Origin of the sequence: Streptococcus infantarius subsp. infantarius ATCC BAA-102 (assembly GCF_000154985.1) — a bacterium.
Lineage (GTDB): Bacteria > Bacillota > Bacilli > Lactobacillales > Streptococcaceae > Streptococcus > Streptococcus infantarius.
The window spans coordinates 340,317-363,927 of the sequence record NZ_DS572694.1 but is presented as its reverse complement, the minus strand read 5'-3'; the positions used below and the strand labels follow the sequence as shown (position 1 = coordinate 363,927).

Genomic DNA, 23,611 nt, shown 5'->3' with positions numbered 1-23,611 from the left:
TTTGAATTTTTTAGTTCATCGTTTCAGTCTATTTTAAGCTGATATGCTATAATTAGGGTGAAAGAAGGTGATTCTAATAGGTGCATATAAAAAAGATAAAGAGTTCATGGAACTCGTTGGTCATCTCATCAAACACCCCCGTTTTCAGAAGCTAGATAATATTCCGCAGCATCATTATTCAACCCGTATGGAACATTCAATTAATGTGGCTTATACGAGTTATAAGATTGCTAAAAAACTAGGTTGGGATGAAAAAGCCACTGCGCGTGGAGGTCTTTTGCATGATTTCTTTTATTATGATTGGCGAGAAACCAAGTTTAATAAGGGGCATGCGTGGGTACATCCAAGAATTGCTGTTCGAAACGCTAGAAAATTAACGACTTTAAATAAGCGTGAAGAAGATATCATTTTAAAACACATGTGGGGGGCAACGATTGCTCCGCCGCGTTATAAAGAAGGTTACATTGTGACGATGGTCGATAAGTATTGGGCTGTCAAAGAAGCCATTACACCATTTCGCAATCGTTTTGGTAAGAAAAGACGCTACAGCCGTAAGATTTTACCAAGTAACCATCGTTAATGGATAGAATTTATCAGGAAGGGAGATTCTTTTGAATCAGAACGATATTATTTACACACAGACCGATAGTGGGTTGAATCGCTTTTTTGCTAAAATTTATGGATTAGTTGGTATGGGAATAGGCTTGTCAGCCTTTGTCTCATTCTTGATGCTTTATGTCTTTACTGACAATATGATTAACATCATGACTAATCACCCATTTATTTATTATGGTGCAGTTTTCTTAGAGTTGGCTTTGGTTTTCTTAGCTAGCGGTGCTGCTCGTAAAAATACACCATCTGCTTTGCCTTTGTTTTTATTTTATTCAGCTCTGAATGGCTTTACCTTAAGTTTCATCATTGTTGCTTACACACAAACAACGGTTTTACAAGCCTTTGTCTCATCTGCCTTAGTCTTTGGTGTGATGTCAGTTCTTGGTTTTGTCATTAAAAAAGATTTGTCTGGCTTTGCAAAAGCAGCCTTGGCAGCTTTGATTGGTATCATCATTGCAAGCTTTGTCAATATTTTTATTGGCTCAGGGATGATGAGCTTTGTTATCAGTATTATTTCAGTATTGATTTTCTCAGGGCTTATCGCTTATGACAATCAAATGATTAAGCGTGTTTATGAAGCAACAGGTGGTCAAGTTGGTGATGGTTGGGCTATTTCAATGGCACTTAGTCTTTACCTTGACTTTATCAACTTATTCTTGAATTTACTTCGCTTGTTCGGAAGCGATGATTAATGAATTAACTAGTGCAACTTTGTTTGCACTAGTTTTTTTCGTTTTTCAGACCAAGGTCATTGGTCATTTCTTGTCTTTATGTTATAATGGTCCTAATATTTTGAAAATTCGAGGAATTAATTATGAAAACACCATTTATTTCAGCCAAAGAGCTTCAAAACATTACGAATGAATTTCCAACGCCATTTCACCTTTACGATGAAAAAGGGATTCGTGAAAAGGCTCGCGCTTTGAACAAGGCCTTTGCTTGGAATAAAGGGTTTAAGGAATATTTTGCCGTAAAAGCTACCCCAACACCAGCTATCTTGAAGATTCTACAAGAGGAAAATTGCGGGGTGGATTGTGCGACAGAAGTGGAACTTTTGATGAGCCACAAGCTAGGCTTTACTGATATCATGTTCTCATCAAATAATACGCCAGCGCGTGAATTCAAGTACGCTAGAGAAATCGGTGCAACCATCAACCTTGATGCTTACGAACATATCGCCTTTTTAAAAGAGGTGGCAGGCTTACCAGATACTGTGTCACTTCGATACAATCCAGGTGGTGTTTTCTCGCTTGGAACAGATATTATGGACAATCCAGAAGAATCAAAATTTGGAATGACCAAAGATCAGCTGATTCAAGGTTTTAAAGATTTGAAAGCAGAAGGTGTCAAAAACTTTGGGATTCATTCATTCCTTGCTTCAAACACAGTGACCAATGATTATTACCCAGAGTTAGCCCGTCAGTTGTTTGAATTAGCTGTTGAGGTGAAGGAAAAAACTGGTGTTATGATTAACTTTATCAATTTATCTGGTGGAGTTGGAGTTAATTACCGTCCAGAGCAAAAAGCTAATGATATTGCGGTGATTGGTGAAGGGGTCCACCGTGTCTTTGATGAGGTGTTGGTTCCTGGTGGGCTTGGTGATGTGAAAATCTTTACTGAACTTGGTCGCTTCATGCTGGCGCCACATGGTTTGCTTGTAACCAAAGTTCGTCACCGCAAACAAACGTATCGCACATACATTGGTGTTGACGCCTCAGCTGTTAACTTGTTGCGCCCAGCCATGTATGATGCTTATCATCACATCACAAACATGACAAATTCCAATGGAAAACTTGAGGTGGTCGATGTGGTTGGTTCCCTTTGTGAAAACAACGATAAATTTGCTAAACAGCGTGAATTACCTGAAGCGCGCATCGGTGATACCTTGGTCATTCATGATACAGGAGCACACGGTTTTTCAATGGGTTATCAATACAATGGTCGCTTACGTTCAGCTGAGATTCTTTATCAAGAAGATGGCAGTGCACGTTTAATCCGCCGTGCCGAAACACCAGAAGATTATTTTGCAACCATTAAAGGATTTGATTTTGAATAAGTTATAAGAGCAGTTAGCTAAGGACTACAGATGGCCTTTAGTTAGCTGTTTTTTTATTAAGAAAAAGCTTTCAAGAATTTGTAAACTCTTTCCATTTTTGCTATAATAAATTATGTAAAAACTTAGGAGAAAATATTCATGACAACATTTCTTTGGATTTTGTTAGTTTTGGTTGCTTTGTTTGGTGGCCTTGTTGGTGGCGTTTTTATCGCTCGTAAACAGTTTGAAAAGGAAATCGGTGAACACCCACGCTTGACGCCTGATGCGATCCGTGAAATGATGAGCCAAATGGGTCAAAAACCTAGTGAAGCTAAAATTCAACAAACGTACCGTAACATTATCAAACAATCAAAAGCAGCTGCAGCAAAAGCTAAAAAATAATCTTTACGCTTTGGTTTGAAAAATGCTAAAGGCGGATGACTTATTGTTTGATAGTTTTTGACCTTACATACAAGTCAGTCTTTAACAAACGTTTTCGAGCACAGAGCTCAGAAATGAATGACTCAGTTGGCTCACCAACTGGGTTTTTTCTAAGTCTAATTCCCTTATTAGAAAGAAGATTCTATGGATAATAGACCAATTGGTTTTTTAGATTCTGGAGTTGGTGGTTTAACAGTTGTGCGTGAATTGATGCGTCAACTACCACATGAAGAAATTGTATATATTGGAGACTCAGCAAGAGCTCCTTACGGTCCTAGACCTGCTGAGCAAATTAGAGAATACACTTGGGAATTGGTAAATTTCTTGTTAACTAAAAATGTTAAGATGATTGTCTTTGCTTGTAATACAGCGACAGCAGTTGCTTGGAAAGAAGTTAAAGAGAAACTTGATATTCCTGTTCTTGGTGTTATTTTACCAGGTTCTAGTGCCGCGATTAAATCGACGCGTAACGGTAAAATTGGGATTATCGGAACTCCGATGACCATTAATTCAGAAGTTTACCCTGAAAAGATAAAATCATTATCACCCAAAATGGAAGTTAGCGGTCTAGCTTGTTCCAAGTTTGTTCCAATCGTTGAGTCAAATGAAATGGGGTCAAGTGTTGCTAAAAAAGTCGTTTACGAAAGTTTAGCGCCGCTTGTTGGCAAAGTTGACACATTGGTTCTTGGATGTACGCATTACCCACTACTTCGTCCAATCATTCAAAATGTGATGGGACCTAATGTTAAATTAATCGATAGTGGTGCTGAATGTATTCGAGATGTGTCAGTGTTATTAAATTACTTTGAAATTAATCATAGTCGCACTGAAAATGCTGTAGATCACCATTTCTACACAACAGCAAGTAGTCAGCGTTTTAAAGAAATTGCGGTGAACTGGCTAGGAACTGACATTGATGTGCAACATGTTGATTTGGAAAAGTTGAACAAATAGAAATGAGATGGTAATAAATGGCTGATAAAATTTATGAGTATAAAGATAAAGAAAATTGGTTCCTTGGCGAGTGGGGTGGCTTCAATGCTATTTCAGGTCTTGGAAATGTCTGTGGTGACGATCTTTATGAATTGAGCCAACAAGTCGCAAAACTTGTTGCAAGTAAATGCTGTGGCAAATGTCACGGACACGGTGAAGGCGGCTGCCATAAAGACGAATTTAATGGCTACAACGTCACTGTTGTTAAAAAATCATCTGATTTTCAATTGATTCGCTTTGTTGTTGGCATGATTAACGAAGAAACTAATCGTCATTTAGAAGTGCAACAACGTGCGGGTGCGGTTGTGGTTACTGAGGATGACCAATTGTTATTTGTGCATCTACCAGAAGACGGTGTTGCTGCGTCAGCCTTTTTTGGAAAATCATCTGAAAATGCATTTGGTGATACCATCTTAATTGCTACACGCAATGAAGGTAAAACCAAAGAATTTCGTAAAATGTTTGATCAACTAGGCATCAAAGTTGAAAACCTAAATAACCACCCAGAATTGCCTGAAGTGGAAGAAACTGGAATGACCTTTGAAGAAAATGCACGCTTGAAAGCAGAAACGATTTCAAAATTAACTGGAAAAATGGTTCTGGCTGATGATTCTGGCTTGAAAGTTGATGTCCTTGGTGGTCTTCCTGGTGTATGGTCAGCTCGTTTCTCTGGCCCAGACGCTACAGATGAATCAAACAATGCTAAATTGCTTCATGAATTAGCAATGGTATTTGATATGAAAGACCGTTCAGCGCAATTCCACACAACACTTGTGGTTGCTGCACCAGATAAGGAAAGTTTGGTTGTTGAAGCAGATTGGCCTGGCTACATTGCTATGGAAGCAAAAGGCGACAACGGCTTTGGTTATGACCCACTATTCTTAGTTGGTGAAACTGGACGTCACGCTGCTGAATTGACAGCAGATGAAAAAAATGAAATCTCACATCGCGGGTTGGCTGTTAAGAAATTAATGGAGGCATTCCCAGTATGGAAAGCAGAACAATAATTGTAATGAGTGATTCTCACGGTGACCGTGAGATTATTAGCAATATTAAACAACGTTATCAAGGCGAAGTTGATGCCATTTTCCATAATGGAGATTCTGAGCTACCAAGTTCAGATCCCATTTGGGATGGTATCAAAGTGGTTCGTGGTAATTGTGATTACGATAATGGTTATCCTGAAAGATTGACAACTTATCTTGACGATATTGTCATAGCACAAACTCACGGGCACCTTTATAACATTAATTTTACATGGGATAGATTGGATTTATTTGCTCAAGAAGAAGATGCAGATATCTGCCTTTATGGGCACTTGCACCGAGCAGCAGCTTGGCGTAATGGTAAAACTATTTTTATCAATCCAGGTAGTGTTCTTCAACCTCGTGGTGATGTCAAAGAAAAGCTTTATGCTAAAGTAATTATCACTAAAGACAAGATTAAGGTTGATTTTTACACACGTGACCACAAACTCTATCCGGCACTTTCAAAGGAATTTGACAGATGATAGCAAAAGAATTTGAAGAATTTCTTCTTAGCCATTTGGATCACTACTTGATTCCGGCAGAAGATTTGGCGATTTTTATTGATACGCATAATTCAGACCACGCTATGTTACTTTTAGCTAATAATGGTTATTCACGTGTTCCTGTTATCACCAAAGATAAAGAATACGTTGGAACTATCAGCATTGCTGACATTATGTCTTATCAAGCTAAAAATCAATTGACCGATTGGGAATTGGCTCAGACTGATATTGGTAAGATGGTTAATACCAAATTACAAACCATTAGTGATACTTCAAGCTTAACGGATATTATGCATTTGTTAGTGGACTATCCTTTCTTGCCAGTCTTAGATAAAAATAACCACTTCCTAGGCATTATTACACGTAAATCGATTCTAAAGGCTGTTAATAGTCTCTTACACGATTTCACTGATTATTATACGATTACCCCGAAAGATGATTGATTTTATCCAAGAATTTATTGACAGTAAGTCTCTCTCAGAGAATTCTAGAAATGCTTATTTTTATGATTTGCAGCAGTTTGTTGAGGCTGTTGATGGCAAAGTCAGCAAAGAAAAGCTGGCGCTTTATGAGCATTCATTGGCACCTCTAAAAATCTCAGCCAAAAAGCGTAAGATTTCAGCGGTAAATCAGTTTTTGTATTTTTTGTATGATACTGAGCGCTTAGATCGTTTTTATAAATTAAGCAATAAAGAAAAATTGGCCACAAAACCGGTTAGTAAGGAGTTGCTGGATTATTCGGCTTTTTATCAAGAAAGTTCGTATCAAGCTGGTCAGTTGATTGCGCTTTTGATGATTGAAATGGGCCTGTCGTCTAGTGACCTTCAAGGCTTAAAAGTTGCTGATTTGGATAGGACTTTTGCTGTTTTGCGCGTGCAAAAAGCTGGTTTGGTCAGAGTGCTAGAAGTTCCTGCAAAATTGCTTGATTACATGACTGCCAATTTGTCTGAAGAACAGATTTATCTTTTTGATAATCAAGGTAAATCTTATTCAAGACAATGGTTCTTCAATCAATTAAAAGCATTTTCGGCTTCTTTAGGTCTGGAAGACTTATCAGCGCAGGACATGCGCCATCAATATGTTTTACATCAAAAAGCAGCAGGAAAATCTTTATTAGAAGTTAGTCGCAATTTAGGGCTTAAGAGTCCAGTGACTTTAGAGAAATTTTATAACTAATGGATATTAAATTAAAAGATTTTGAAGGGCCTCTGGATTTGCTTTTGCACTTGGTCTCTAAATATCAGATGGATATTTACGATGTTCCAATCGTGGAAGTTATCGAGCAGTATTTGACTTATATCTCAACTTTACAAGCCATGAAATTAGAAGTGGCAGGTGAATATATGGTTATGGCCAGTCAGCTCATGCTGATTAAAAGCCGTAAGCTACTTCCAAAAATTGTTGAAACAGAGCCAGAAGAAGATGATCCTGAACAAGAATTGTTGGCACAAATCGAAGAATATCGTCGCTTCAAGGCGATTAGTGAGGAAATGTCAGCACAGCACGATGAACGTGCTAAATTTTACTCAAAACCAAAACAAGAATTAATTTTTGAAGATGCGGTTTTAGCTCATGACAAGACGATTATGGATCTTTTCTTGTCATTTTCACATGTTATGGCTGAAAAGCGAAGAGAATTGAAAAATAGTCATACGGTTGTTGAGCGTGATGATTATCGTATTGAAGACATGATGACGGTTATTTCAGAACGTCTCAGTCAGTCTAAAAAACTTGTTTTGAACAAGGTTTTCAAAGAATGTCAATCTATTCCAGAAATGATTACCTTATTTTTGGCGACTTTAGAATTGATTAAAGTCCATGAGGTGGAAGTAGAACAAAAGGAAAACTTTGGAGATATCGTTTTACGAAGTGTTAGTTGAGTGAAAAAACGATAACCCTTGGTAAACAAAATTAAGAAAGGAAGTTATATGAACTATTTAGCTCAGATTGAAGCCCTTCTTTTTGTAGCAGGTGAAGAAGGCTTGAGCTTACGTCATTTGGCTAGTATAGTTAATTTAACACCAACGGCGCTCCAACAACAACTGGAAAAATTAGCACAGAAATACAAAGCTGACGACTCATCAAGTCTTTGTTTGATTGAGACAGCAGGTTGTTATAAAATTGTGACTAAAGAAATTTTTGCTGATTTGCTTCGTGATTTTGCAAAAGCTCCAGTCAATCAAAGTTTATCACGTGCCAGTTTGGAAGTTTTATCCATTATTGCTTACAAACAACCGATAACACGTATTGAAGTTGATGATATTCGTGGTGTTAATTCTAGCAGTGCTATCAGTAAATTAATGGCTCTAGGTTTAATTTGCGAAGCTGGTAAAAAAGAAGTAATTGGTCGACCAAATATTTATGCGACAACGGATTATTTCCTAGATTTTATGGGAATCAATGACCTAAGTGAGCTGATTGACGTGTCAAATATCGAAGTGGTTAATGAAGAAATGCCCCTTTTTGAAGAGCCAGAATTAGCCCAGGAAGAAACAGAACTCGCTAAAACTGACGAAATGATGTAAAATAGCTAAAAAGCAGTTAAAGGAAAGAATATGAGAATTAATAAATACATTGCCCATGCGGGAATTGCCAGCCGTCGTAAAGCTGAAGATTTGATTAAAAGAGGTTTGGTAACCATCAACGGTAAAGTTGTCACAGAACTAGCTACAACGGTTAAAGCTGGTGATGTTGTTGAAGTTGAAGGGACACCAATCTATAACGAAGAAAAAGTTTATTACCTTCTTAATAAACCTCGTGGTGTGATTTCAAGTGTATCAGATGACAAAGGCCGTAAAACGGTTGTTGACTTGCTACCAAATGTTACAGAACGTATCTACCCTGTTGGACGTTTGGACTGGGATACTACTGGACTTTTGATTTTGACAAATGATGGTGATTTCACAGATGAAATGATTCACCCACGTAACGAAATTGACAAAGTCTACTTAGCTCGTGTTAAAGGACTTGCGACAAAAGAAAATCTTCGTCCATTAACACGTGGTGTTGTTATCGATGGCAAAAAGACAAAACCAGCTCGTTACAACATCATCAAAGTAGATCCTGAAAAAAATCGTTCAGTGGTTGAATTGACTATTCATGAAGGACGTAACCACCAAGTTAAGAAAATGTTCGAATTAGTTGGACTTTTGGTAGATAAATTGTCTCGTACGAACTTTGGGACTTTGGATCTATCAGGTCTTCGCCCAGGTGAATCACGTCGTTTGAGCAAAAAAGAAATCAGCCAGTTACATAATTTAGCTGTTAACAAACAAAAATGAATAAAAAAACTGCTTATTGCGCTTGTTAAATGGTATCAAAAACGGATTTCCCCCATGACCCCTCCATCCTGTCGCTATCGACCAAGCTGTTCGAATTACATGATTATGGCGATTGAAAAGCATGGGCTAAAGGGTGTTCTTATGGGAATTGCACGTATTTTACGTTGCCATCCATTTGTAGAGGGTGGTGATGATCCGGTCCCAGATTATTTTACACTTCGACGCAATAAAGATTTTCGAAGAAAAAAAGAGGAAAGCTAAGGCTTTCCTCTTTTCGATTTTTAATATTTTGACCATGTTTTTGGAATGAAAAGTAGTAACATTGGGTAGATTTCCAAACGTCCTGCAATCATAGCAAATGACATGAGTAGTTTTGAAAACGGACTAAAGATTGCAAAGGTTTGACTTGTTCCAAGCATTGGTCCAATATTGTTAAAGGTTGAAGTAGCTGCACTGACCACAACCATAAAATTATTATTATCTAGTGATAGCATTAAGGTTAGTCCTAAAAGTAAGAAAACATATAATGTCAAATACTTAAGGACACCGTGTTGAATTTCCTTATCAAGTGGCTGTTCGTTGATATGGATAGTCATGATACGGTTTGGATAAAGGGTTGAGAGCACTTGATTTCTTGCGATTTTCGTTAGAATCAGTGCACGCATGACCTTAATACCACCTGCAGTTGATCCAGCAGATCCTCCGACAAACATGAGAAAGAGCAGAATAACCTGAGCAAACAAAGGCCAAACGGTCAAATCAGTTACTCCAAATCCTGTTGTTGTCATGACGTTAGCCACTTCAAATAATGAATTTTTCAAAGCCTTACCAGCGCTTGGGTAAAGGCCACTGACATTCAACCAGATTAGAGCTGTTGCAATCACAACAATCCCAATATAAGTTCTTAGTTCTTCGTCTTTAAAGAATGCTTTAAACTTACGAAGTAATAAGAAATAGTACAAGTTAAAGTTAATCCCAAAAAGGAGTACAGCAATTGAGACAATATTTGTGATTAGTGAACTGTTGTAATGAGCAATAGAATCATTATAGACTCCAAAACCACCAGTACCAGCACAACCCATTGCAGTGATAATACTGTCAAAGGCAGGCATGCCAGCTACCATCAAAATAACCATTAAAATGGCAAACATACTGAGGTAAATGACATAAAGAATTTGCGCTGTTTCTTTCAGTTTAGAAACCACTTTACCAAAGACAGGACCAGGCACTTCAGCACGCATGACTTCCAAGTGGCTATTTTTACTATTTTCCATAATGGCTAGCGCAAACACCAGCACTCCCATACCACCGATAAGGTGGGCGAAACTTCGCCAGAAGACTAGCGAGTGTGATAGCACCGCAACATCAGGTAAAATAGTAGCACCAGTCGTGGTAAATCCAGAAACCATTTCAAAGAAAGCGTCAATGATACTTGGAATTTGTCCTGAAAGTACAAATGGTAGTGCTCCAAAGAAAGACCAAAGTATCCAACACAGAGCAACGATTATGAGTCCCTCTTTGGTGTAAACATGGTAATTTTTGGGCTTGAAAGCCACTCCGAGAAGTCCGATGATAACGAGAATACCAATTGTAATAACAAGGCTATTAATCACTCGCATATTTTCATGGTAGATAAAAGCCACAATCACAGGAACCAGCATCAAAGAAGCTTCAATCAATAGGAGTTTTGCTAGGAGATAACGAACCATACTTTTATTCATAACTTACCTCGCTAACAAATCGTAGATGCGCGTGATGTTTTTCAAGAATGTGACAACGACAATCTTATCGCCAACTTCAAAGATATCCTCACCCGTTGGATAGATAGTTTTACCATTGCGGATGATTGCGGCAATCAGAATATTTTCCTTGAATTTTAGTGATGACAGACTCTTACCTGCCATTTTATTGTTTTCACGAATTTCAAATTGTAAGGTCTCGATACGACCATTAGCGACGTGGTGCATGGCATCGAGGTTTGAGTCTTGGGCGTTCACACGACCACGGATAAAGTGCATCATTGAATCCACGGCAATACTTTTTGGTGTGACAATACTTGAAAATTGGCTAGTGTCAATAATTTCAAGCAAGCTTGTACGGTTAACTTTAGTGATATTTTTTCGTACACCAAGTGTTTCAAGGAACATAGAAGTGATGATGTTTTCTTCATCCACCCCTGTTAGTGTTGCGACTGCATCAAAGTTTTCCACACATTCTTCCAAAAGCACACTTTTAGCCGTACCGTCACCTTGGACGACATGGACGTTTGGAAATTCTTGGCTGAACATCTGAGCTTGCTCAGGATTATTTTCAATGACCTTAAGATTCACCCTAGTGTTCTTAAGAATGTTGAGCAAGTAGTATGCAATTCGTCCAGCACCAATAATCATCATGTTCTTGATAGATTTGGTTTTTACAGAATTGTGGAAAAGAATCATGTCAATACGACTTCCTGTAACGAAAATCTTATCAGCAGTTTGTAGTGTTGCATCACCATCAGGAATGATTAATTTTCCGCGACGTTCGATAGCACAGATAACTATGTTGCCGAATTTTTTACGGAACTGGCTTAAACTCATGTGGCAAAGTTTGCTGCCATCAGAAATCACAAATTCCATCAGCATGACACGTCCATTGACAAAGTGCTCAACAGAAAGGGCATTTGGAAAGTCAACAGTATTAGCAATATAACGTGCAGTTAACAATTCTGGATTGACCACTAAAGAAAAGCCAAGGAAATTTTTATCTTTGAAATAAGCGTTTGAGTATTCTGGATTACGAACACGGACAACCGTTTCTTTGGCACCCATTTGTTTGGCAAGAACGGCTGAAATCATATTAACTTCGTCTTTATCAGTCAGAGCAATGAAGATATCGCAGTTAGCAACATCAGCTTGCTCAAGAATTTTAAAGTTAGCACCATTACCAACGATTCCCATGATATCGTGACGTTTGGTAATATTTTTTAAAACAGCTTCTTTTTCTTCAATTAAGACGACATTGTGTTTTTCTTCAACAAGAGAGCGACAAAGTGCGGTAGCAACCTTACCTCCGCCGACAACAATTATTTTCATTTTAACCTCCGAAATGTATCGTATCTATATTACTCTATTTTTCCTAAAAATACTAGCCATTCCAACTGTTAACAAGGGATTAAGCTTGATTTATCCAAGCTAACAATGATTGTTAAAATTAGGTTACAAATCATCAAAACGCTTGCGAAATGTCAGTGAGAGAATTATAATGAGTCGTTATCTAATTTTAGGGAGAAATTTCAATGCTTGAAAAGTTACGAAATGTTTTTATTGGTAATCCCCTGGAATCAGCTGGCGAGACTGACGAGGATCATCTGCTATCCAAATCACAAGCCTTGGCTATGTTGTCCAGCGATGCCCTTTCATCTATTGCTTATGGTCCAGAACAAGTTATCTTAATTTTGACAACTATTTCTGCGGCGGCAATTTGGTGGTCTTTACCAATTGGACTTTTGGTTTTGGTATTGTTAGCAAGCCTAACGATTTCTTACCAACAAGTTATCCATGCTTACCCTAAAGGTGGTGGTGCCTACATGGTATCTACGGAAAATTTATCACCAAGTATGGGATTAATTGCAGGTGGTAGTTTGTTGGTTGACTATATGTTGACAGTAGCTGTTTCGGTGTCATCTGGTGCCGATGCGATTACATCAGCTTTTCCAGCCATTAAGGAATTTAATTTAGAAATTTCGATTGTTCTGGTTTTGACTTTGATGTTTATGAATTTGCGTGGTTTGCGCGAATCGGCAAAATCTTTGATGATTCCAGTTTATTTGTTCATTGTAAGTATCTTATTCTTGATTGCATATGGTGCTTTTCAAATTCTGACTGGGCATTTGGATTATACGGCAACAGCACACATTGGTAAAGTGGTTCCAGGAGTGTCTATCATTCTTTTGCTGAGAGCTTTTACCAGCGGTTCAGCTTCACTTACTGGTGTTGAAGCTATTTCAAATGCGGTGCCATTTTTCAAGAAACCAAAAGAAAAAAACGCAGCTGGCACCCTTGCCATCATGTCACTAATTCTTGGGATTATGTTCGCAGGGATTACTTTCCTAAACTATTGGTTGGGAATTACACCATCAGCTCATGTAACTATTTTGGCTCAAATTGCGCAACGTATCTTTGGTGATTCAACAATCGGAAATGCTTTGTTCTATATTTTCCAATTATCAACAGCCTCAATCTTGGCGGTTGCTGCAAATACTGGCTTTTCTGCCTTTCCAATGTTATCTTTCAACATGGCTAAGAACAAATACATGCCTCACCTCTTTATGGAAAAAGGGGCACGTCTTGGATATTCAAATGGTATCATTACCCTAGCAGTTGGGGCAATTGCGCTTCTTTGTATCTTTAATGGTTCAACTGAGCGTCTTATTCCGCTTTATACCATTGGGGTATTTGTCCCATTTGCCCTTTCACAAACGGGGATGGTCATTCACTGGAAACGCAAATTTGGTCAAGGCTATTTGAAACATTCTGTGGCTAATATCTTGGGAGCAATTATTTGTTACCTCATCATTTTGATTTTATTGATTTTTAGAATTGGTGAAATCTGGCCATTCTTCCCAATCATCTTTGTCTTGATGTTCTTGTTCCATTCTATTAAGAATCACTACAAGAATGTTGCTATGCAACTTCGTTTGACAGATGATGTTAAGAATATCCATTATGATGGTAATACGGTTTTGATTTTGGTCGGCAATATGACACAAGCAAGTATTCGTGCTATCAACTATGCTAAAAGCATTGGACAAACGGTTGTTGCCATGCACGTATCAACCTTGGAAACACGTGAAAAAGACTTAGAAGTTGAAGAAGAATTCAAACACTATTTCCCAGATGTTACATTTGTCAATATTGAATCAAACTACCGTGATATTGTGAAACCAACTATGATGTTTGTTCAAAAAATGAATCATGAAGCTAAGAAAAATAATCACACTATGACGGTTATTATTCCAAAATTCATTCCAAAACACAGTTGGCAAAACATACTTCACAACCAAATGAGCCTACGTCTCCGTGCGCGTTTACGTTGGTATGAAGACATTATCATTGCAACTTATTCATATCATTTGAAGAAATAATAAATGTTTAAGAAGCCTTTCATATCAAGGCTTCTTTTAATTTTGTAAAAGAAAAGGCTTACATTAAAAAAGCTTTGAAAAAAGCCGTAAAAACATGACATTTTCGCGTCAAATACGTTGACTTTGCATGTTAAAGTGTTATAATAATTTATAAGAATTCGTTAGTTTAAATCAAACCTGTTATGATTTAAGTTAATAAATTGCCGCCAACCACGCTGTTTGCTGAGCTTGACTCCGGGCAGTGTGGTTTATTTTTATGTCAAAAAACGGAGAGGAATAGTTATGAATATCGAAGAACTTGATTACCAAGAAAAAGCTACTAAGGCTGTCAATCATGTCGTTCTTTTTCAACCACAAATTCCACAAAATACAGGAAATATTGCTAGAACTTGTGCTGCAACCAATACACCACTACACATCATTCGTCCAATGGGATTCCCAATTGATGACCGTAAAATGAAACGCGCAGGGCTTGATTATTGGGACAAACTTGATGTGATATTCTATGATAGCATTGAAAAATTTATGGAAAAATGTGATGGGAAAGTTCACTTGATTAGTAAATTTGCTGAAAAAGTTTATTCTGACGAAAACTACAATGATGGCAACCATCATTATTTCCTTTTCGGTCGTGAAGATAAAGGTCTTCCTGAAGACTTCATGCGAGCAAATCCTGAAAAAGCGCTTCGTATTCCGATGAATGATGAACACGTGCGCAGCTTGAATTTGTCAAATACCGTCTGCATGATTGTTTATGAAGCTCTTCGCCAACAAGCATTTCCAAATTTGGAACTCAGCCACACTTACGAGCATGATAAACTAAAATAAAAGAAAAGTAGTCCTTTAGGACTGCTTTTTGACGTATAAAAATCCAAAAAGTGAGGAGAATCGGCATAAAATCAAGCTTTTTCAGCCAAAAACATTGCAGAGCTTGATTTTTTTTGATATTCTAAGGGTGTCTTCAGGGCAGGGTGAGATTCCCGACCGGCGGTGTTGCCTCTCGTTGTTTGCTAAGAGAACGAGAGCAATGTAAAAGTCCGCGAGCTGCTTGGCAGTTGATCTGGTGAGATTCCAGAACCGACAGTAAAGTCTGGATGGGAGAAGACCAAGAGTTTGCTTAGGCTTTTTGGCTACAGCAATATACTCGAACGCCTTCTTTCAATTTGAGAAAATTGGAGGAACTTTTTTATGCCTGAAACTATGACTAACACACGTAAATTGGCACATATTGCCATTTTATCGACGCTTTCGTTCTTGTTGATGTATTTGCAATTTCCGCTGATTCCATCAGCTAGCTTCTTGCAATTTGATTTTTCAATCTTACCAGTCTTAGTTGGTCTTGTGATGATTGACTTGCAAAGCGCGCTTGGAATTTTGATTTTGCGAACACTTCTAAAACTCATGTTAAATAATGGTGGTGTTACCACCTTGATTGGTATGCCAATGAATATGGTCGCTTTAGGAGTTTTCTTGTTAGCGATGGCTTTCATTTGGAATCGAAAACCAAGTTTGAAAACTTTTGTTTTGGCTTCAGTTGTGGGAATGATTGGTTTGACCGTGGCTATGTTGGTATTAAACTATATCTACGCGGTGCCACTTTATGCCCAATTTGCAAACTTTGATATTTCAGCTATTCTAGGTTTAGGAAATTACCTTTTTGCAATGGTTGTCCCATTTAACTTGATTGAAGGAGTGATTTTCTCTATTTCCTTCTTTATCTTATGGACATGCCTAAAACCGATTTTAACAAAATAAATACATGACAGGTCTGGGACATAGTCCTAGGCTTTTTAGTTAATCTGCTAATGAACTTAACATTTGTTTAAACTGCCACAGTTTTGCCACAGAATTTAGAGGCTTTGGCTAGGCTTAAAAAATGAACTGCGTTATAATAATACTGTTGCACTAAATTCTGTGAAAGGTATTAACATGAAACATAAACAAACCTATTTTACACTTGGCTCAACCTTTCTCGTAATTTTTATGATGTTGGGCTATGTTGTAAAATTTTATCCTGAAGCTGTAACAGGACTTGATTCAAGTATTCAATTAAGCGTTCGTGGAGATTTACCAGCTCATCTGACTGCTTTCTTTAAAGTCATCACAAATTTTGGTCATGAAGCGCTTGTCTTTGTCTATACATTTGCCATTGCAGCCTTTTTCTATTTCCGAAAAAATTGGAAAACGGAAGGCCTTCTTTTAGCTGGCAATTTGGTTTTAATGGGGGCTTTTTCAACAGTCTTTAAGTATCTTTATAATCGTCCAAGACCAAGTTTGGAATTCTTGGTTAAACGACCAATGGGGCCATCGTTCCCAAGTTGGCATGCAGCATCCAGTATGATTGTGGCTATTAGTTTGATGATTATTATCGAGCAACATTTGACAAAAACAGTGGCTAAGCATCTGCTACAAGTATTGGTTTTTGTACTTGCTCTTTTAACAGCTGTTTCTCGTATCTACTTAGGTGTCCATTACCCAACAGATATTTTGGGTGGCTGGTTGCTAGCTCTTGCTATCTCTCTAGCTGTATACCCAATTTATGATAAGAAGCGTTTTGAATGGCGTTTCCAAGGAAAACAAGATTAAGTATTAAAGAGGCGACCGATAGGTCGTCTTTTTAAGGTGACTTGAGTTTGTCTCGTGCTTAGAAAGTGTTATAATAAAAGCTATGAAAAAACGTTACAATACCCTAAATGATTATTATCGCGAGATTTTTGGAGAAAAGATTTTTAAAGTTCCCATTGATGCGGGATTTGACTGCCCAAACCGTGATGGAACGGTAGCGCATGGTGGCTGTACTTTCTGTACGGTATCAGGTTCTGGTGATGCTATCGTGGCTCCAGACGCTCCAATTCGTGACCAATTTTATAAAGAAATAGATTTCATGCACCGTAAATGGCCAGAAGTTAAGAAATACTTGGTTTATTTCCAAAACTTCACCAATACACACGACACGGTTGATGTGATTCGAGAACGCTATGAACAAGCGATTAACGAGCCTGGTGTTGTCGGGATTAATATCGGGACACGTCCCGACTGTCTGCCAGATGAAACCATTGCCTACATTACTGAGTTGTCTGAGCGTATGCATGTGACTGTTGAACTTGGGTTGCAGACCACTTATGATGAAACTTCTAAAATCATTAACCGTGCTCACACTTATGACCTTTACGTTAAAACGGTGAAACGTCTTCGTGAATTGGCTCCTAAGGTTGAGATTGTTTCTCACTTGATTAATGGTCTTCCAGGGGAAAACCACGAGATGATGGTTGAGAACGTTAGACGTTGTGTGACTGATAACGAGATTGACGGAATCAAACTTCATTTGCTTCACTTGATGACAAGTACCAAAATGCAACGTGATTACCATGAGGGGCGTTTGAAATTGCTCAGTATGGACGAATACGTCAATATTATCTGCGATCAGTTGGAAATTATTCCTAAAAATATTGTTATTCACCGCATTACTGGAGATGCTCCACGTGACATGTTAATTGGACCAATGTGGAGCCTCAAGAAATGGGAAGTTTTAAACGCCATTGACAAAGAAATGGAACGTCGAGGTTCTTATCAAGGATGTAAATTAGAGGAGGTTGAATCGTGATAAAACGTCCCTTACACTTATCACATGATTTTTTGGCTGAGGTGCTAGATGATGGTGCAGTAGCTGTTGATGCAACCATGGGAAATGGGAATGACACAGCTTTTCTCGCTCAGCATGCTAAAAAAGTTTACGCTTTTGATGTGCAAGAACAAGCACTAAAAAGCACACAAGAACGCCTAGAAAAACAAGCAATTTCAAATGCGCAGTTGATTTTAGATGGGCATCAAAATCTTGATAAATACGTCAGTGAGCCAATTCGCGCAGCTATTTTCAACCTTGGCTATTTACCAAGTGCCGATAAGACAGTCATTACAAAACCCGATACCACTTTAGTGGCTATTGAAAAAATCTTAGAACGTCTTGAAATCGGTGGTCGTCTAGCTATCATGATTTATTATGGTCACGAAGGTGGAGACATGGAAAAAGATGCTGTGCTTGATTACGTGTCAGCTCTTGACCAAAAAGAGTTTGCAACCATGCTTTACAAACCTCTTAACAAAATTCACCAACCACCTTTCTTGGTTATGATTGAAAAATTACGTTAATAATAAAACCTCTATGATTAAGGTCATAGAGGTTTTTCGTTATTTAAATTCAGGTTTGATGTAAATGCGGTCATCTCCAAGAGGGACAATTGATACGGTTTGATCATAAAAGTTAGATAAAATATCTTCTGTTAAGACTTGCTCTTTTGGACCTTGGGCAATGATATTCCCTTTTTTGAGAAGAAGGACATGGGTAAATGAGCGAGTAATTTCTTCTGCATGGTGTGTGACGTAGAGAATTGTTGGAGCTTTTGGAAGATTGGTGATTTGTTCAATTTGTCGAAGCAATTTTTCACGTGCAAAAAGGTCAAGTCCACTAGTTGCTTCATCGAGAATTAAGATTTCTGGACTTTCCATTAAGCTCCTTGCGATAAGAAGTAGTTGCTTTTCACCTTGTGAAAGACTGGCATAAATACGACCAAGAAGATGTTCACCGCCAATTGAGATGAGCATTTGTCTAGCTTCTTCAAGTTCTTTTTCACCGTATTCAGTATAAAGGATACTTGATTTGTATTTTCCGGTTAGGACGATTTTTTCAGCTAGCATGTGTGGGGATAATCGTTCGGCGATGAAAGAGCCAACGATACCAATTTTGGTACGCATATTGCTGATATCTGTGCCGCCAAATTGATTTCCGAGAACTTCCACGCTACCCTGACTAGTCCAATATTCAGCGGTGATGAGTTTTAGAAGGGATGTTTTGCCAGAACCGTTAAGCCCAAGAATTGCCCAGTGTTCGCCCTTGTTGACTTGCCAAGTGACATTATTTAAGAGTTTTTTATTCTGTCGTTCTAGACTAACATTGGTTAAAGAAAGTTGAATCATAGGAGAACCTCCGTCAAGTATTTGATAGTTATTATATCATTTTTCAGAAAATTTAGATATTTTTTTCTGGAATAGTTTGATAAATAAAACTAAAAATTAGTAAAACTTTACTAAAACTTGTTGACTTTATTTAGGAAAGCGCTTACTATAAACATGTAATCAAAAAACAAAGTTGTTAGAAGAAGGAGAGTTCTATGAATCAAATGACTCATGCAAGCAAAGATTTGAAAAAATCTGTAGCTACTTCACGCATTTCATATGCTTTTGGGGCATTTGGTCACGATATTTTTTATGCGACCTTGTCAACATACTTCATCACTTTTATTACCTCACACTTATTTAATACTGGTGATGCAGCACAAAATAATCGCATGGTTTTGTATATCACTCAGATTATCGCAGGTTTGCGTATTGTTGAATTGATTATTGACACTTTTATTGGAAATATGATTGACAATACAAAGACACGCTGGGGAAAATTCAAACCATGGGTAGTAGCTGGTGGTACAATCAGCTCACTTGCTTTATTGATTTTATTTACTGATATGGGTGGACTTAACAAGACAAATCCAGTGCTTTACTTGATTATCTTTGCTTTCATCTATATCACGATGGATATTTTTTATTCTTTTAAAGATATTGGTTTTTGGTCAATGGTTCCAGCACTATCATTTAGCTCTGAAGAACGTGAAAAAACAGCAACTTTTGCTCGTATTGGTTCAACTATTGGTGCTAATATTGTTAGTGTTGTGATTATGCCAATCGTTCTTTTCTTCTCACTTCATCGTAATGGCGGTGCTGGTGATAATCGTGGTTGGTTCTGGTTTGCCTTTATTGTGGCTTTGTTGGGTGTGTTAACTGTTTTGGCTGTAGCCTTTGGTACACATGAAATTGAGTCCGACCTTCGTAAAAATACTGAAAAAACAGGCTTCAAAGATGTTCTTAAAGTTTTAACTAAAAACGACCAATTAATGGCGATTGCTTTGTCATATGTCTTGTATACAACTGGTATTAGCATCTTAAATGCTTCTGAATTGTATTACTTCACTTACATCATGGGACACGCAGCTCAATTTTCAATCTTAGGTACGATTAATACAGTTGTCGGTTTGCTTTCAGTTTCTCTTTTCCCACAATTAGCTGGAAAATTGAATCGTCGTAATTTGTTCTTTGCTTGTATCGCTGTAATGCTTTGCGGTATTGGTCTCTTTTCAGTAGCTGGAACATCACTAGCTCTTGTTTTACTTGCTGCTGAATTATTCTTTATTCCCCAACCTCTTGTTTTCCTTGTGGTCTTGATGATTATCACAGACTGTGTGGAATATGGTCAATGGAAACTTGGTCACCGTGATGAAGCTTTGACCTTGTCAGTTCGTCCTTTGTTGGATAAATTTGGTGGTGCTATTTCAAATCTTGTCATTGGTGCAGCAGCGGTTGCTGCTGGGATGACAACAGGTGCGACAGCTGATTCCATTACAAAAGCAGGAATCATTTCTTTCAAACTTCATGTCTTTGCTTTACCATTTGCTTTGATTATTTTAAGTAGTTTGGTTTTCTTCTTCCGTGTTAAATTAACTGAAGAAAAACACGCTGAAATTGTTGAAGAACTTGAACGTACTTGGGGACACGAATACATCGAAGATGAGGTCGAAACAGATGGTGGTCTGAACATCTCAGCTCCAATTTCAGGTCAACTGATTGCCTTGTCAGATGTAGATGACCCAATCTTTGCAAAAGAAGGACTTGGTAAAGGATTTGCCATTAAACCAAGCGATGGTTGTGTTTATGCGCCGTTTGATGCAATGGTTCGTCAAGTCTTTACCACTCGCCACGCTGTTGGTTTGGTTTCTGAAGATGGTATTGTCTTGTTGATTCACATTGGTATTGGAACCGTGAAACTAAAAGGAACAGGATTTGTTTCTTATGTGGTTGAAGGAGAGCATGTTAAAAAAGGTGATAAATTGATTGAATTCTGGGATCCAGCAATCAAAAAAGCTGGACTTGATGATACGGTTATTGTCACTGTCACAAATTCACATGTCTTTAATGACTTTGTGATGAAAGCTCCTGCTGGTACAAACGTACAAGCTGGTGATGATGTGTTGACCTTGAACTAAGGAAATATGAAAAGGACTCAGTTTATGTAACTGGGTCTTTTATGTAGAAGAAAGATAGTCGATGCTTGCAGTATTTGTTTGGCACTTTAATTCGAAAATATGCTATAATGTAGTCACTGTATTAAGAATAGAATATAGGTGATTGAAACCTATTTGAGATAGAAGAGGAGTAAGATTTATATGGAAGACCCGAGTCAGAATTTAGTATTGCAATTTGTTTTATTGTTAATTTTGACCTTATTAAATGCCTTTTTCTCAGCTTCTGAGATGGCTTTAGTGTCTTTAAATCGTTCACGTGTTGAACAAAAAGCAGAAGAAGGAAATAAAAAATATATCCGTCTTTTGTCTGTCCTAGAAAAACCAAATAACTTTTTATCAACGATTCAAGTTGGGATTACTTTTATCGGACTTTTACAAGGGGCTAGTTTGTCTGCTTCACTTGGTGGTGTGATTTCCTCTTGGTTTGGAAATTATGTCTGGGCAAAAACAGCTGGTAGCGTGATTTCACTTGTCTTTTTGACTTATATTTCAATCGTTCTTGGAGAACTTTATCCAAAACGTATTGCCATGAACCTTAAGGAAAACTTGGCGGTTATTTCAGCTCCAGTCATTATCCTTATTGGGAAATTGGTTAGCCCATTTGTCTGGTTATTATCAGCTTCAACTAATCTTTTGTCACGCATCACACCAATGACATTTGACGATGCCGATGAAAAAATGACACGTGATGAAATTGAATATATGCTGACAAATAGCGAAGAGACTTTGGATACAGAGGAGATTGAAATGCTTCAAGGTGTCTTCTCACTTGATGAATTGATGGCGCGTGAAGTCATGGTACCACGTACAGATGCTTTCATGATTAACATCAATGATGACACGCAAGAAAACATTCAAGAAATTCTGAAAAGACACTTTTCACGTATTCCCGTCTATGATGATGACAAGGATAAGATTATTGGTGTCCTTCACACTAAACGTTTGTTAGCTGCTGGTTTCAACGAAGGTTTTGATAATATTGTTTTGCGTAAAATCTTGCAAGAACCTTTGTTTGTTCCTGAAACGATTTTTGTTGATGATTTGTTGCGTCAATTGCGAAACACTCAAAATCAAATGGCAATCTTGCTTGATGAATACGGTGGTGTTGCAGGAATTGTAACCCTTGAAGATTTGCTTGAAGAAATTGTCGGTGAAATTGATGACGAAACCGATAAAGCAGAACAATATGTTCGTGAAATTGGTGAAGATACTTATATTGTCCTTGGTACAATGACTTTGAATGATTTCAATGATTACTTTGACCTTGATTTAGATAGTGATGATGTCGATACTATTGCTGGATTCTATTTGACAGGGGTTGGTAGCATTCCAAGTCAGGATAGTCGTGAAAGCTTTGAAGTTGATTCAAAAGAAAAACACCTTGTTTTAACAAATGATAAAGTAAAAGATGGTCGTGTGACGAAATTGAAAGTTGTGATTTCTGATATAGAACAGACCCCTGAGGAAGATTAAGCTAAAAGCTTAGTCTTTTTTAGTGGGTTGACGTGATGGCTAAAAGCCTTGATTGACTTAAAAACTGATATATAAGAGCTGTTTTACTGGCTTTTTTATCACCATCCTTTCTCTGGAAAATGATATAATGAAAATTAGAAAAACGGTTACAAAGGATGTTAGAAAATGACTGAAATAGATTACGGAAAAGTGACAGGAATGATTCATTCAACAGAAAGTTTTGGTTCTGTGGATGGTCCTGGTGTTCGCTTCGTCATTTTTATGCAAGGCTGCAAGATGCGTTGCCAATATTGTCACAATCCAGATACTTGGGCATTAGAGACAAATAATTCTCGTGAACGCACTGTTGATGATGTTTTAGCAGAAGCCTTGCGTTATCGACATTTCTGGGGTGAAAATGGTGGGATTACCGTTTCAGGTGGTGAAGCCATGTTGCAAATTGAGTTTGTAACAGCCCTTTTTACCAAGGCTAAAGAATTAGGAATTCATTGCACGCTTGATACGTGTGGTTTTACGTTCCGAGATACGCCTGAATATCACAAAATTGTGGATAAGTTACTAGCTGTGACGGATTTAGTTCTTTTAGATTTAAAAGAAATTAATCCTAAACAACACATTGTTGTAACACGTCAACCCAATACTAATATTCTAGCTTTTGCTCGTTATTTGTCTGATAAGGGTGTTCCAGTCTGGATTCGTCATGTCTTGGTTCCAGGATTGACCGATTTTGATGAAGACTTAATTGAGCTAGGGAAATTTGTTGAAACGTTAAAAAACGTGGATAAATTTGAAATTTTGCCTTATCATACCTTGGGTGAATTCAAGTGGCGTGAATTGGGAATTCCTTACACCCTTGAAGGGGTTAAACCACCAACTAGAGAACGTGTCCAAAATGCTAAAAACCTTATGCATACAGAGTCTTACACAGACTACATGAAACGCATTCATCACTAGACAGGTTGACTATTGACATTGAGATGAATCTTTGAT

At 37.8% G+C, this 23,611-nt stretch carries 25 protein-coding genes and 1 riboswitch; of the genes, 22 read left to right on the top strand and 3 right to left on the bottom strand.

The genetic code is table 11. From position 1 onward, the window contains the following. Positions 1 to 106: 106 nt before the first annotated feature. The 13 genes from STRINF_RS09425 to yidD all read left to right on the top strand — a co-directional run bounded on the left by STRINF_RS09425 (position 107) and on the right by yidD (position 9,154). Positions 107 to 580, top strand: a complete 474-nt coding sequence (locus tag STRINF_RS09425; RefSeq protein WP_014335199.1) for an HDIG domain-containing metalloprotein — start codon at positions 107 to 109, stop codon at positions 578 to 580. Between the two features lie 31 nt (positions 581 to 611). Next, entirely contained in the window at positions 612 to 1,304 is a 693-nt protein-coding gene (locus tag STRINF_RS09420; protein WP_006532901.1) for a Bax inhibitor-1/YccA family protein, read from the top strand. A gap of 122 nt (positions 1,305 to 1,426) precedes the next feature. Further along, positions 1,427 to 2,668 carry a diaminopimelate decarboxylase gene (locus tag STRINF_RS09415; RefSeq protein WP_006532900.1) on the top strand — a complete coding sequence of 414 codons (1,242 nt, stop codon included), beginning with the start codon at positions 1,427 to 1,429 and terminating at the stop codon, positions 2,666 to 2,668. A gap of 138 nt (positions 2,669 to 2,806) precedes the next feature. Continuing rightward, entirely contained in the window at positions 2,807 to 3,049 is a 243-nt protein-coding gene (locus STRINF_RS09410; RefSeq protein WP_006532899.1) for a YneF family protein, read from the top strand. A 183-nt stretch (positions 3,050 to 3,232) separates the two neighbouring features. Next, the gene (gene racE / locus STRINF_RS09405) at positions 3,233 to 4,042 is read left to right on the top strand and encodes a glutamate racemase (RefSeq protein ID WP_006532898.1); all 810 of its coding nucleotides are present in this window, start codon (positions 3,233 to 3,235) and stop codon (positions 4,040 to 4,042) included. Between the two features lie 17 nt (positions 4,043 to 4,059). Beyond that, positions 4,060 to 5,088 (top strand): nucleoside-triphosphate diphosphatase, encoded by a 1,029-nt coding sequence (locus STRINF_RS09400; RefSeq protein ID WP_006532897.1) that lies wholly within the window; start codon positions 4,060 to 4,062, stop codon positions 5,086 to 5,088. Next, a complete protein-coding gene (locus tag STRINF_RS09395) occupies positions 5,070 to 5,591 on the top strand; it encodes a metallophosphoesterase (RefSeq protein WP_006532896.1) in 522 nt (173 codons plus the stop codon). Before STRINF_RS09400 ends, STRINF_RS09395 begins: the two co-directional genes overlap by 19 nt. After that, positions 5,588 to 6,055, top strand: a complete 468-nt coding sequence (gene cbpB, locus STRINF_RS09390) for a cyclic-di-AMP-binding protein CbpB (protein WP_006532895.1) — start codon at positions 5,588 to 5,590, stop codon at positions 6,053 to 6,055. Before STRINF_RS09395 ends, cbpB begins: the two co-directional genes overlap by 4 nt. Next, the gene (gene xerD / locus STRINF_RS09385; RefSeq protein WP_006532894.1) at positions 6,048 to 6,788 is read left to right on the top strand and encodes a site-specific tyrosine recombinase XerD; all 741 of its coding nucleotides are present in this window, start codon (positions 6,048 to 6,050) and stop codon (positions 6,786 to 6,788) included. The genes cbpB and xerD overlap by 8 nt, the downstream gene beginning before the upstream one ends. Beyond that, positions 6,788 to 7,492 carry a segregation/condensation protein A gene (locus STRINF_RS09380; RefSeq protein ID WP_006532893.1) on the top strand — a complete coding sequence of 235 codons (705 nt, stop codon included), beginning with the start codon at positions 6,788 to 6,790 and terminating at the stop codon, positions 7,490 to 7,492. Before xerD ends, STRINF_RS09380 begins: the two co-directional genes overlap by 1 nt. Before the next feature lie 48 nt (positions 7,493 to 7,540). Beyond that, entirely contained in the window at positions 7,541 to 8,137 is a 597-nt protein-coding gene (gene scpB / locus STRINF_RS09375; protein ID WP_006532892.1) for an SMC-Scp complex subunit ScpB, read from the top strand. A gap of 30 nt (positions 8,138 to 8,167) precedes the next feature. Further along, positions 8,168 to 8,893, top strand: coding sequence for a pseudouridine synthase (locus STRINF_RS09370; RefSeq protein WP_006532891.1), 726 nt, complete (start codon positions 8,168 to 8,170; stop codon positions 8,891 to 8,893). Then, entirely contained in the window at positions 8,894 to 9,154 is a 261-nt protein-coding gene (yidD, locus tag STRINF_RS10085) for a membrane protein insertion efficiency factor YidD (RefSeq protein ID WP_081442297.1), read from the top strand. Between the two features lie 20 nt (positions 9,155 to 9,174). Here yidD and STRINF_RS09365 read toward each other — a convergent pair whose 3' ends face one another. Continuing rightward, on the bottom strand, positions 9,175 to 10,614 hold the full coding sequence (locus tag STRINF_RS09365) for a TrkH family potassium uptake protein (protein ID WP_006532889.1): 1,440 nt from the start codon (positions 10,612 to 10,614) through the stop codon (positions 9,175 to 9,177). Positions 10,615 to 10,617: 3 nt separating this feature from the next. Next, positions 10,618 to 11,967 carry a Trk system potassium transporter TrkA gene (gene trkA, locus STRINF_RS09360; RefSeq protein ID WP_006532888.1) on the bottom strand — a complete coding sequence of 450 codons (1,350 nt, stop codon included), beginning with the start codon at positions 11,965 to 11,967 and terminating at the stop codon, positions 10,618 to 10,620. A gap of 203 nt (positions 11,968 to 12,170) precedes the next feature. Between trkA and STRINF_RS09355 the strand changes: the two genes are divergently transcribed. The 6 genes from STRINF_RS09355 to mnmM all read left to right on the top strand — a co-directional run bounded on the left by STRINF_RS09355 (position 12,171) and on the right by mnmM (position 18,167). Beyond that, positions 12,171 to 14,018 (top strand): APC family permease, encoded by a 1,848-nt coding sequence (locus tag STRINF_RS09355; RefSeq protein ID WP_006532887.1) that lies wholly within the window; start codon positions 12,171 to 12,173, stop codon positions 14,016 to 14,018. Between the two features lie 282 nt (positions 14,019 to 14,300). Next, the gene (locus STRINF_RS09350) at positions 14,301 to 14,846 is read left to right on the top strand and encodes a tRNA (cytidine(34)-2'-O)-methyltransferase (protein WP_006532886.1); all 546 of its coding nucleotides are present in this window, start codon (positions 14,301 to 14,303) and stop codon (positions 14,844 to 14,846) included. A 125-nt stretch (positions 14,847 to 14,971) separates the two neighbouring features. Continuing rightward, positions 14,972 to 15,128, top strand: a riboswitch (FMN riboswitch). A 78-nt stretch (positions 15,129 to 15,206) separates the two neighbouring features. Next, entirely contained in the window at positions 15,207 to 15,773 is a 567-nt protein-coding gene (locus STRINF_RS09345) for an ECF transporter S component (protein ID WP_006532885.1), read from the top strand. A 174-nt stretch (positions 15,774 to 15,947) separates the two neighbouring features. Continuing rightward, entirely contained in the window at positions 15,948 to 16,604 is a 657-nt protein-coding gene (locus STRINF_RS09340; RefSeq protein WP_006532884.1) for a phosphatase PAP2 family protein, read from the top strand. A gap of 82 nt (positions 16,605 to 16,686) precedes the next feature. Next, entirely contained in the window at positions 16,687 to 17,622 is a 936-nt protein-coding gene (gene mnmL / locus STRINF_RS09335; RefSeq protein ID WP_006532883.1) for a tRNA modification radical SAM protein MnmL/YtqA, read from the top strand. Beyond that, positions 17,619 to 18,167: a tRNA 5-(aminomethyl)-2-thiouridylate-methyltransferase MnmM gene (mnmM, locus tag STRINF_RS09330; protein WP_006532882.1), complete on the top strand. Its 549-nt coding sequence runs from the start codon at positions 17,619 to 17,621 to the stop codon at positions 18,165 to 18,167. Before mnmL ends, mnmM begins: the two co-directional genes overlap by 4 nt. 39 nt (positions 18,168 to 18,206) lie before the next feature. On the opposite strand, the gene STRINF_RS09325 is transcribed toward mnmM, so the two are convergent. After that, complete coding sequence (locus STRINF_RS09325) at positions 18,207 to 18,992, bottom strand: ABC transporter ATP-binding protein (protein WP_006532881.1); 786 nt, start codon at positions 18,990 to 18,992, stop codon at positions 18,207 to 18,209. A 194-nt stretch (positions 18,993 to 19,186) separates the two neighbouring features. On the opposite strand from STRINF_RS09325, the gene STRINF_RS09320 reads away from it, so the two are divergent. The 3 genes from STRINF_RS09320 to pflA all read left to right on the top strand — a co-directional run bounded on the left by STRINF_RS09320 (position 19,187) and on the right by pflA (position 23,575). After that, positions 19,187 to 21,109 (top strand): PTS sugar transporter subunit IIA, encoded by a 1,923-nt coding sequence (locus tag STRINF_RS09320; protein ID WP_006532880.1) that lies wholly within the window; start codon positions 19,187 to 19,189, stop codon positions 21,107 to 21,109. Positions 21,110 to 21,289: 180 nt separating this feature from the next. Next, complete coding sequence (locus STRINF_RS09315) at positions 21,290 to 22,621, top strand: hemolysin family protein (protein ID WP_006532879.1); 1,332 nt, start codon at positions 21,290 to 21,292, stop codon at positions 22,619 to 22,621. A gap of 165 nt (positions 22,622 to 22,786) precedes the next feature. Then, positions 22,787 to 23,575: a pyruvate formate-lyase-activating protein gene (pflA, locus tag STRINF_RS09310; protein ID WP_006532878.1), complete on the top strand. Its 789-nt coding sequence runs from the start codon at positions 22,787 to 22,789 to the stop codon at positions 23,573 to 23,575. Positions 23,576 to 23,611 lie beyond the last annotated feature (36 nt).

Coding starts and splice junctions, on each gene's coding strand:
- STRINF_RS09425 (WP_014335199.1), top strand. CDS start 107: ATGGAACTCGTTGGTCATCTCATCAAACACCCCCGTTTTCAGAAGCTA.
- STRINF_RS09395 (WP_006532896.1), top strand. CDS start 5,070: ATGGAAAGCAGAACAATAATTGTAATGAGTGATTCTCACGGTGACCGT.
- STRINF_RS09315 (WP_006532879.1), top strand. CDS start 21,290: ATGGAAGACCCGAGTCAGAATTTAGTATTGCAATTTGTTTTATTGTTA.
- STRINF_RS09410 (WP_006532899.1), top strand. CDS start 2,807: ATGACAACATTTCTTTGGATTTTGTTAGTTTTGGTTGCTTTGTTTGGT.
- STRINF_RS09345 (WP_006532885.1), top strand. CDS start 15,207: ATGCCTGAAACTATGACTAACACACGTAAATTGGCACATATTGCCATT.
- scpB (WP_006532892.1), top strand. CDS start 7,541: ATGAACTATTTAGCTCAGATTGAAGCCCTTCTTTTTGTAGCAGGTGAA.
- STRINF_RS09355 (WP_006532887.1), top strand. CDS start 12,171: ATGCTTGAAAAGTTACGAAATGTTTTTATTGGTAATCCCCTGGAATCA.
- mnmL (WP_006532883.1), top strand. CDS start 16,687: ATGAAAAAACGTTACAATACCCTAAATGATTATTATCGCGAGATTTTT.
- STRINF_RS09320 (WP_006532880.1), top strand. CDS start 19,187: ATGAATCAAATGACTCATGCAAGCAAAGATTTGAAAAAATCTGTAGCT.
- STRINF_RS09340 (WP_006532884.1), top strand. CDS start 15,948: ATGAAACATAAACAAACCTATTTTACACTTGGCTCAACCTTTCTCGTA.
- STRINF_RS09325 (WP_006532881.1), bottom strand. CDS start 18,992: ATGATTCAACTTTCTTTAACCAATGTTAGTCTAGAACGACAGAATAAA.
- STRINF_RS09415 (WP_006532900.1), top strand. CDS start 1,427: ATGAAAACACCATTTATTTCAGCCAAAGAGCTTCAAAACATTACGAAT.
- STRINF_RS09370 (WP_006532891.1), top strand. CDS start 8,168: ATGAGAATTAATAAATACATTGCCCATGCGGGAATTGCCAGCCGTCGT.
- STRINF_RS09350 (WP_006532886.1), top strand. CDS start 14,301: ATGAATATCGAAGAACTTGATTACCAAGAAAAAGCTACTAAGGCTGTC.
- STRINF_RS09365 (WP_006532889.1), bottom strand. CDS start 10,614: ATGAATAAAAGTATGGTTCGTTATCTCCTAGCAAAACTCCTATTGATT.
- STRINF_RS09380 (WP_006532893.1), top strand. CDS start 6,788: ATGGATATTAAATTAAAAGATTTTGAAGGGCCTCTGGATTTGCTTTTG.
- STRINF_RS09400 (WP_006532897.1), top strand. CDS start 4,060: ATGGCTGATAAAATTTATGAGTATAAAGATAAAGAAAATTGGTTCCTT.
- cbpB (WP_006532895.1), top strand. CDS start 5,588: ATGATAGCAAAAGAATTTGAAGAATTTCTTCTTAGCCATTTGGATCAC.
- pflA (WP_006532878.1), top strand. CDS start 22,787: ATGACTGAAATAGATTACGGAAAAGTGACAGGAATGATTCATTCAACA.
- xerD (WP_006532894.1), top strand. CDS start 6,048: ATGATTGATTTTATCCAAGAATTTATTGACAGTAAGTCTCTCTCAGAG.
- racE (WP_006532898.1), top strand. CDS start 3,233: ATGGATAATAGACCAATTGGTTTTTTAGATTCTGGAGTTGGTGGTTTA.
- trkA (WP_006532888.1), bottom strand. CDS start 11,967: ATGAAAATAATTGTTGTCGGCGGAGGTAAGGTTGCTACCGCACTTTGT.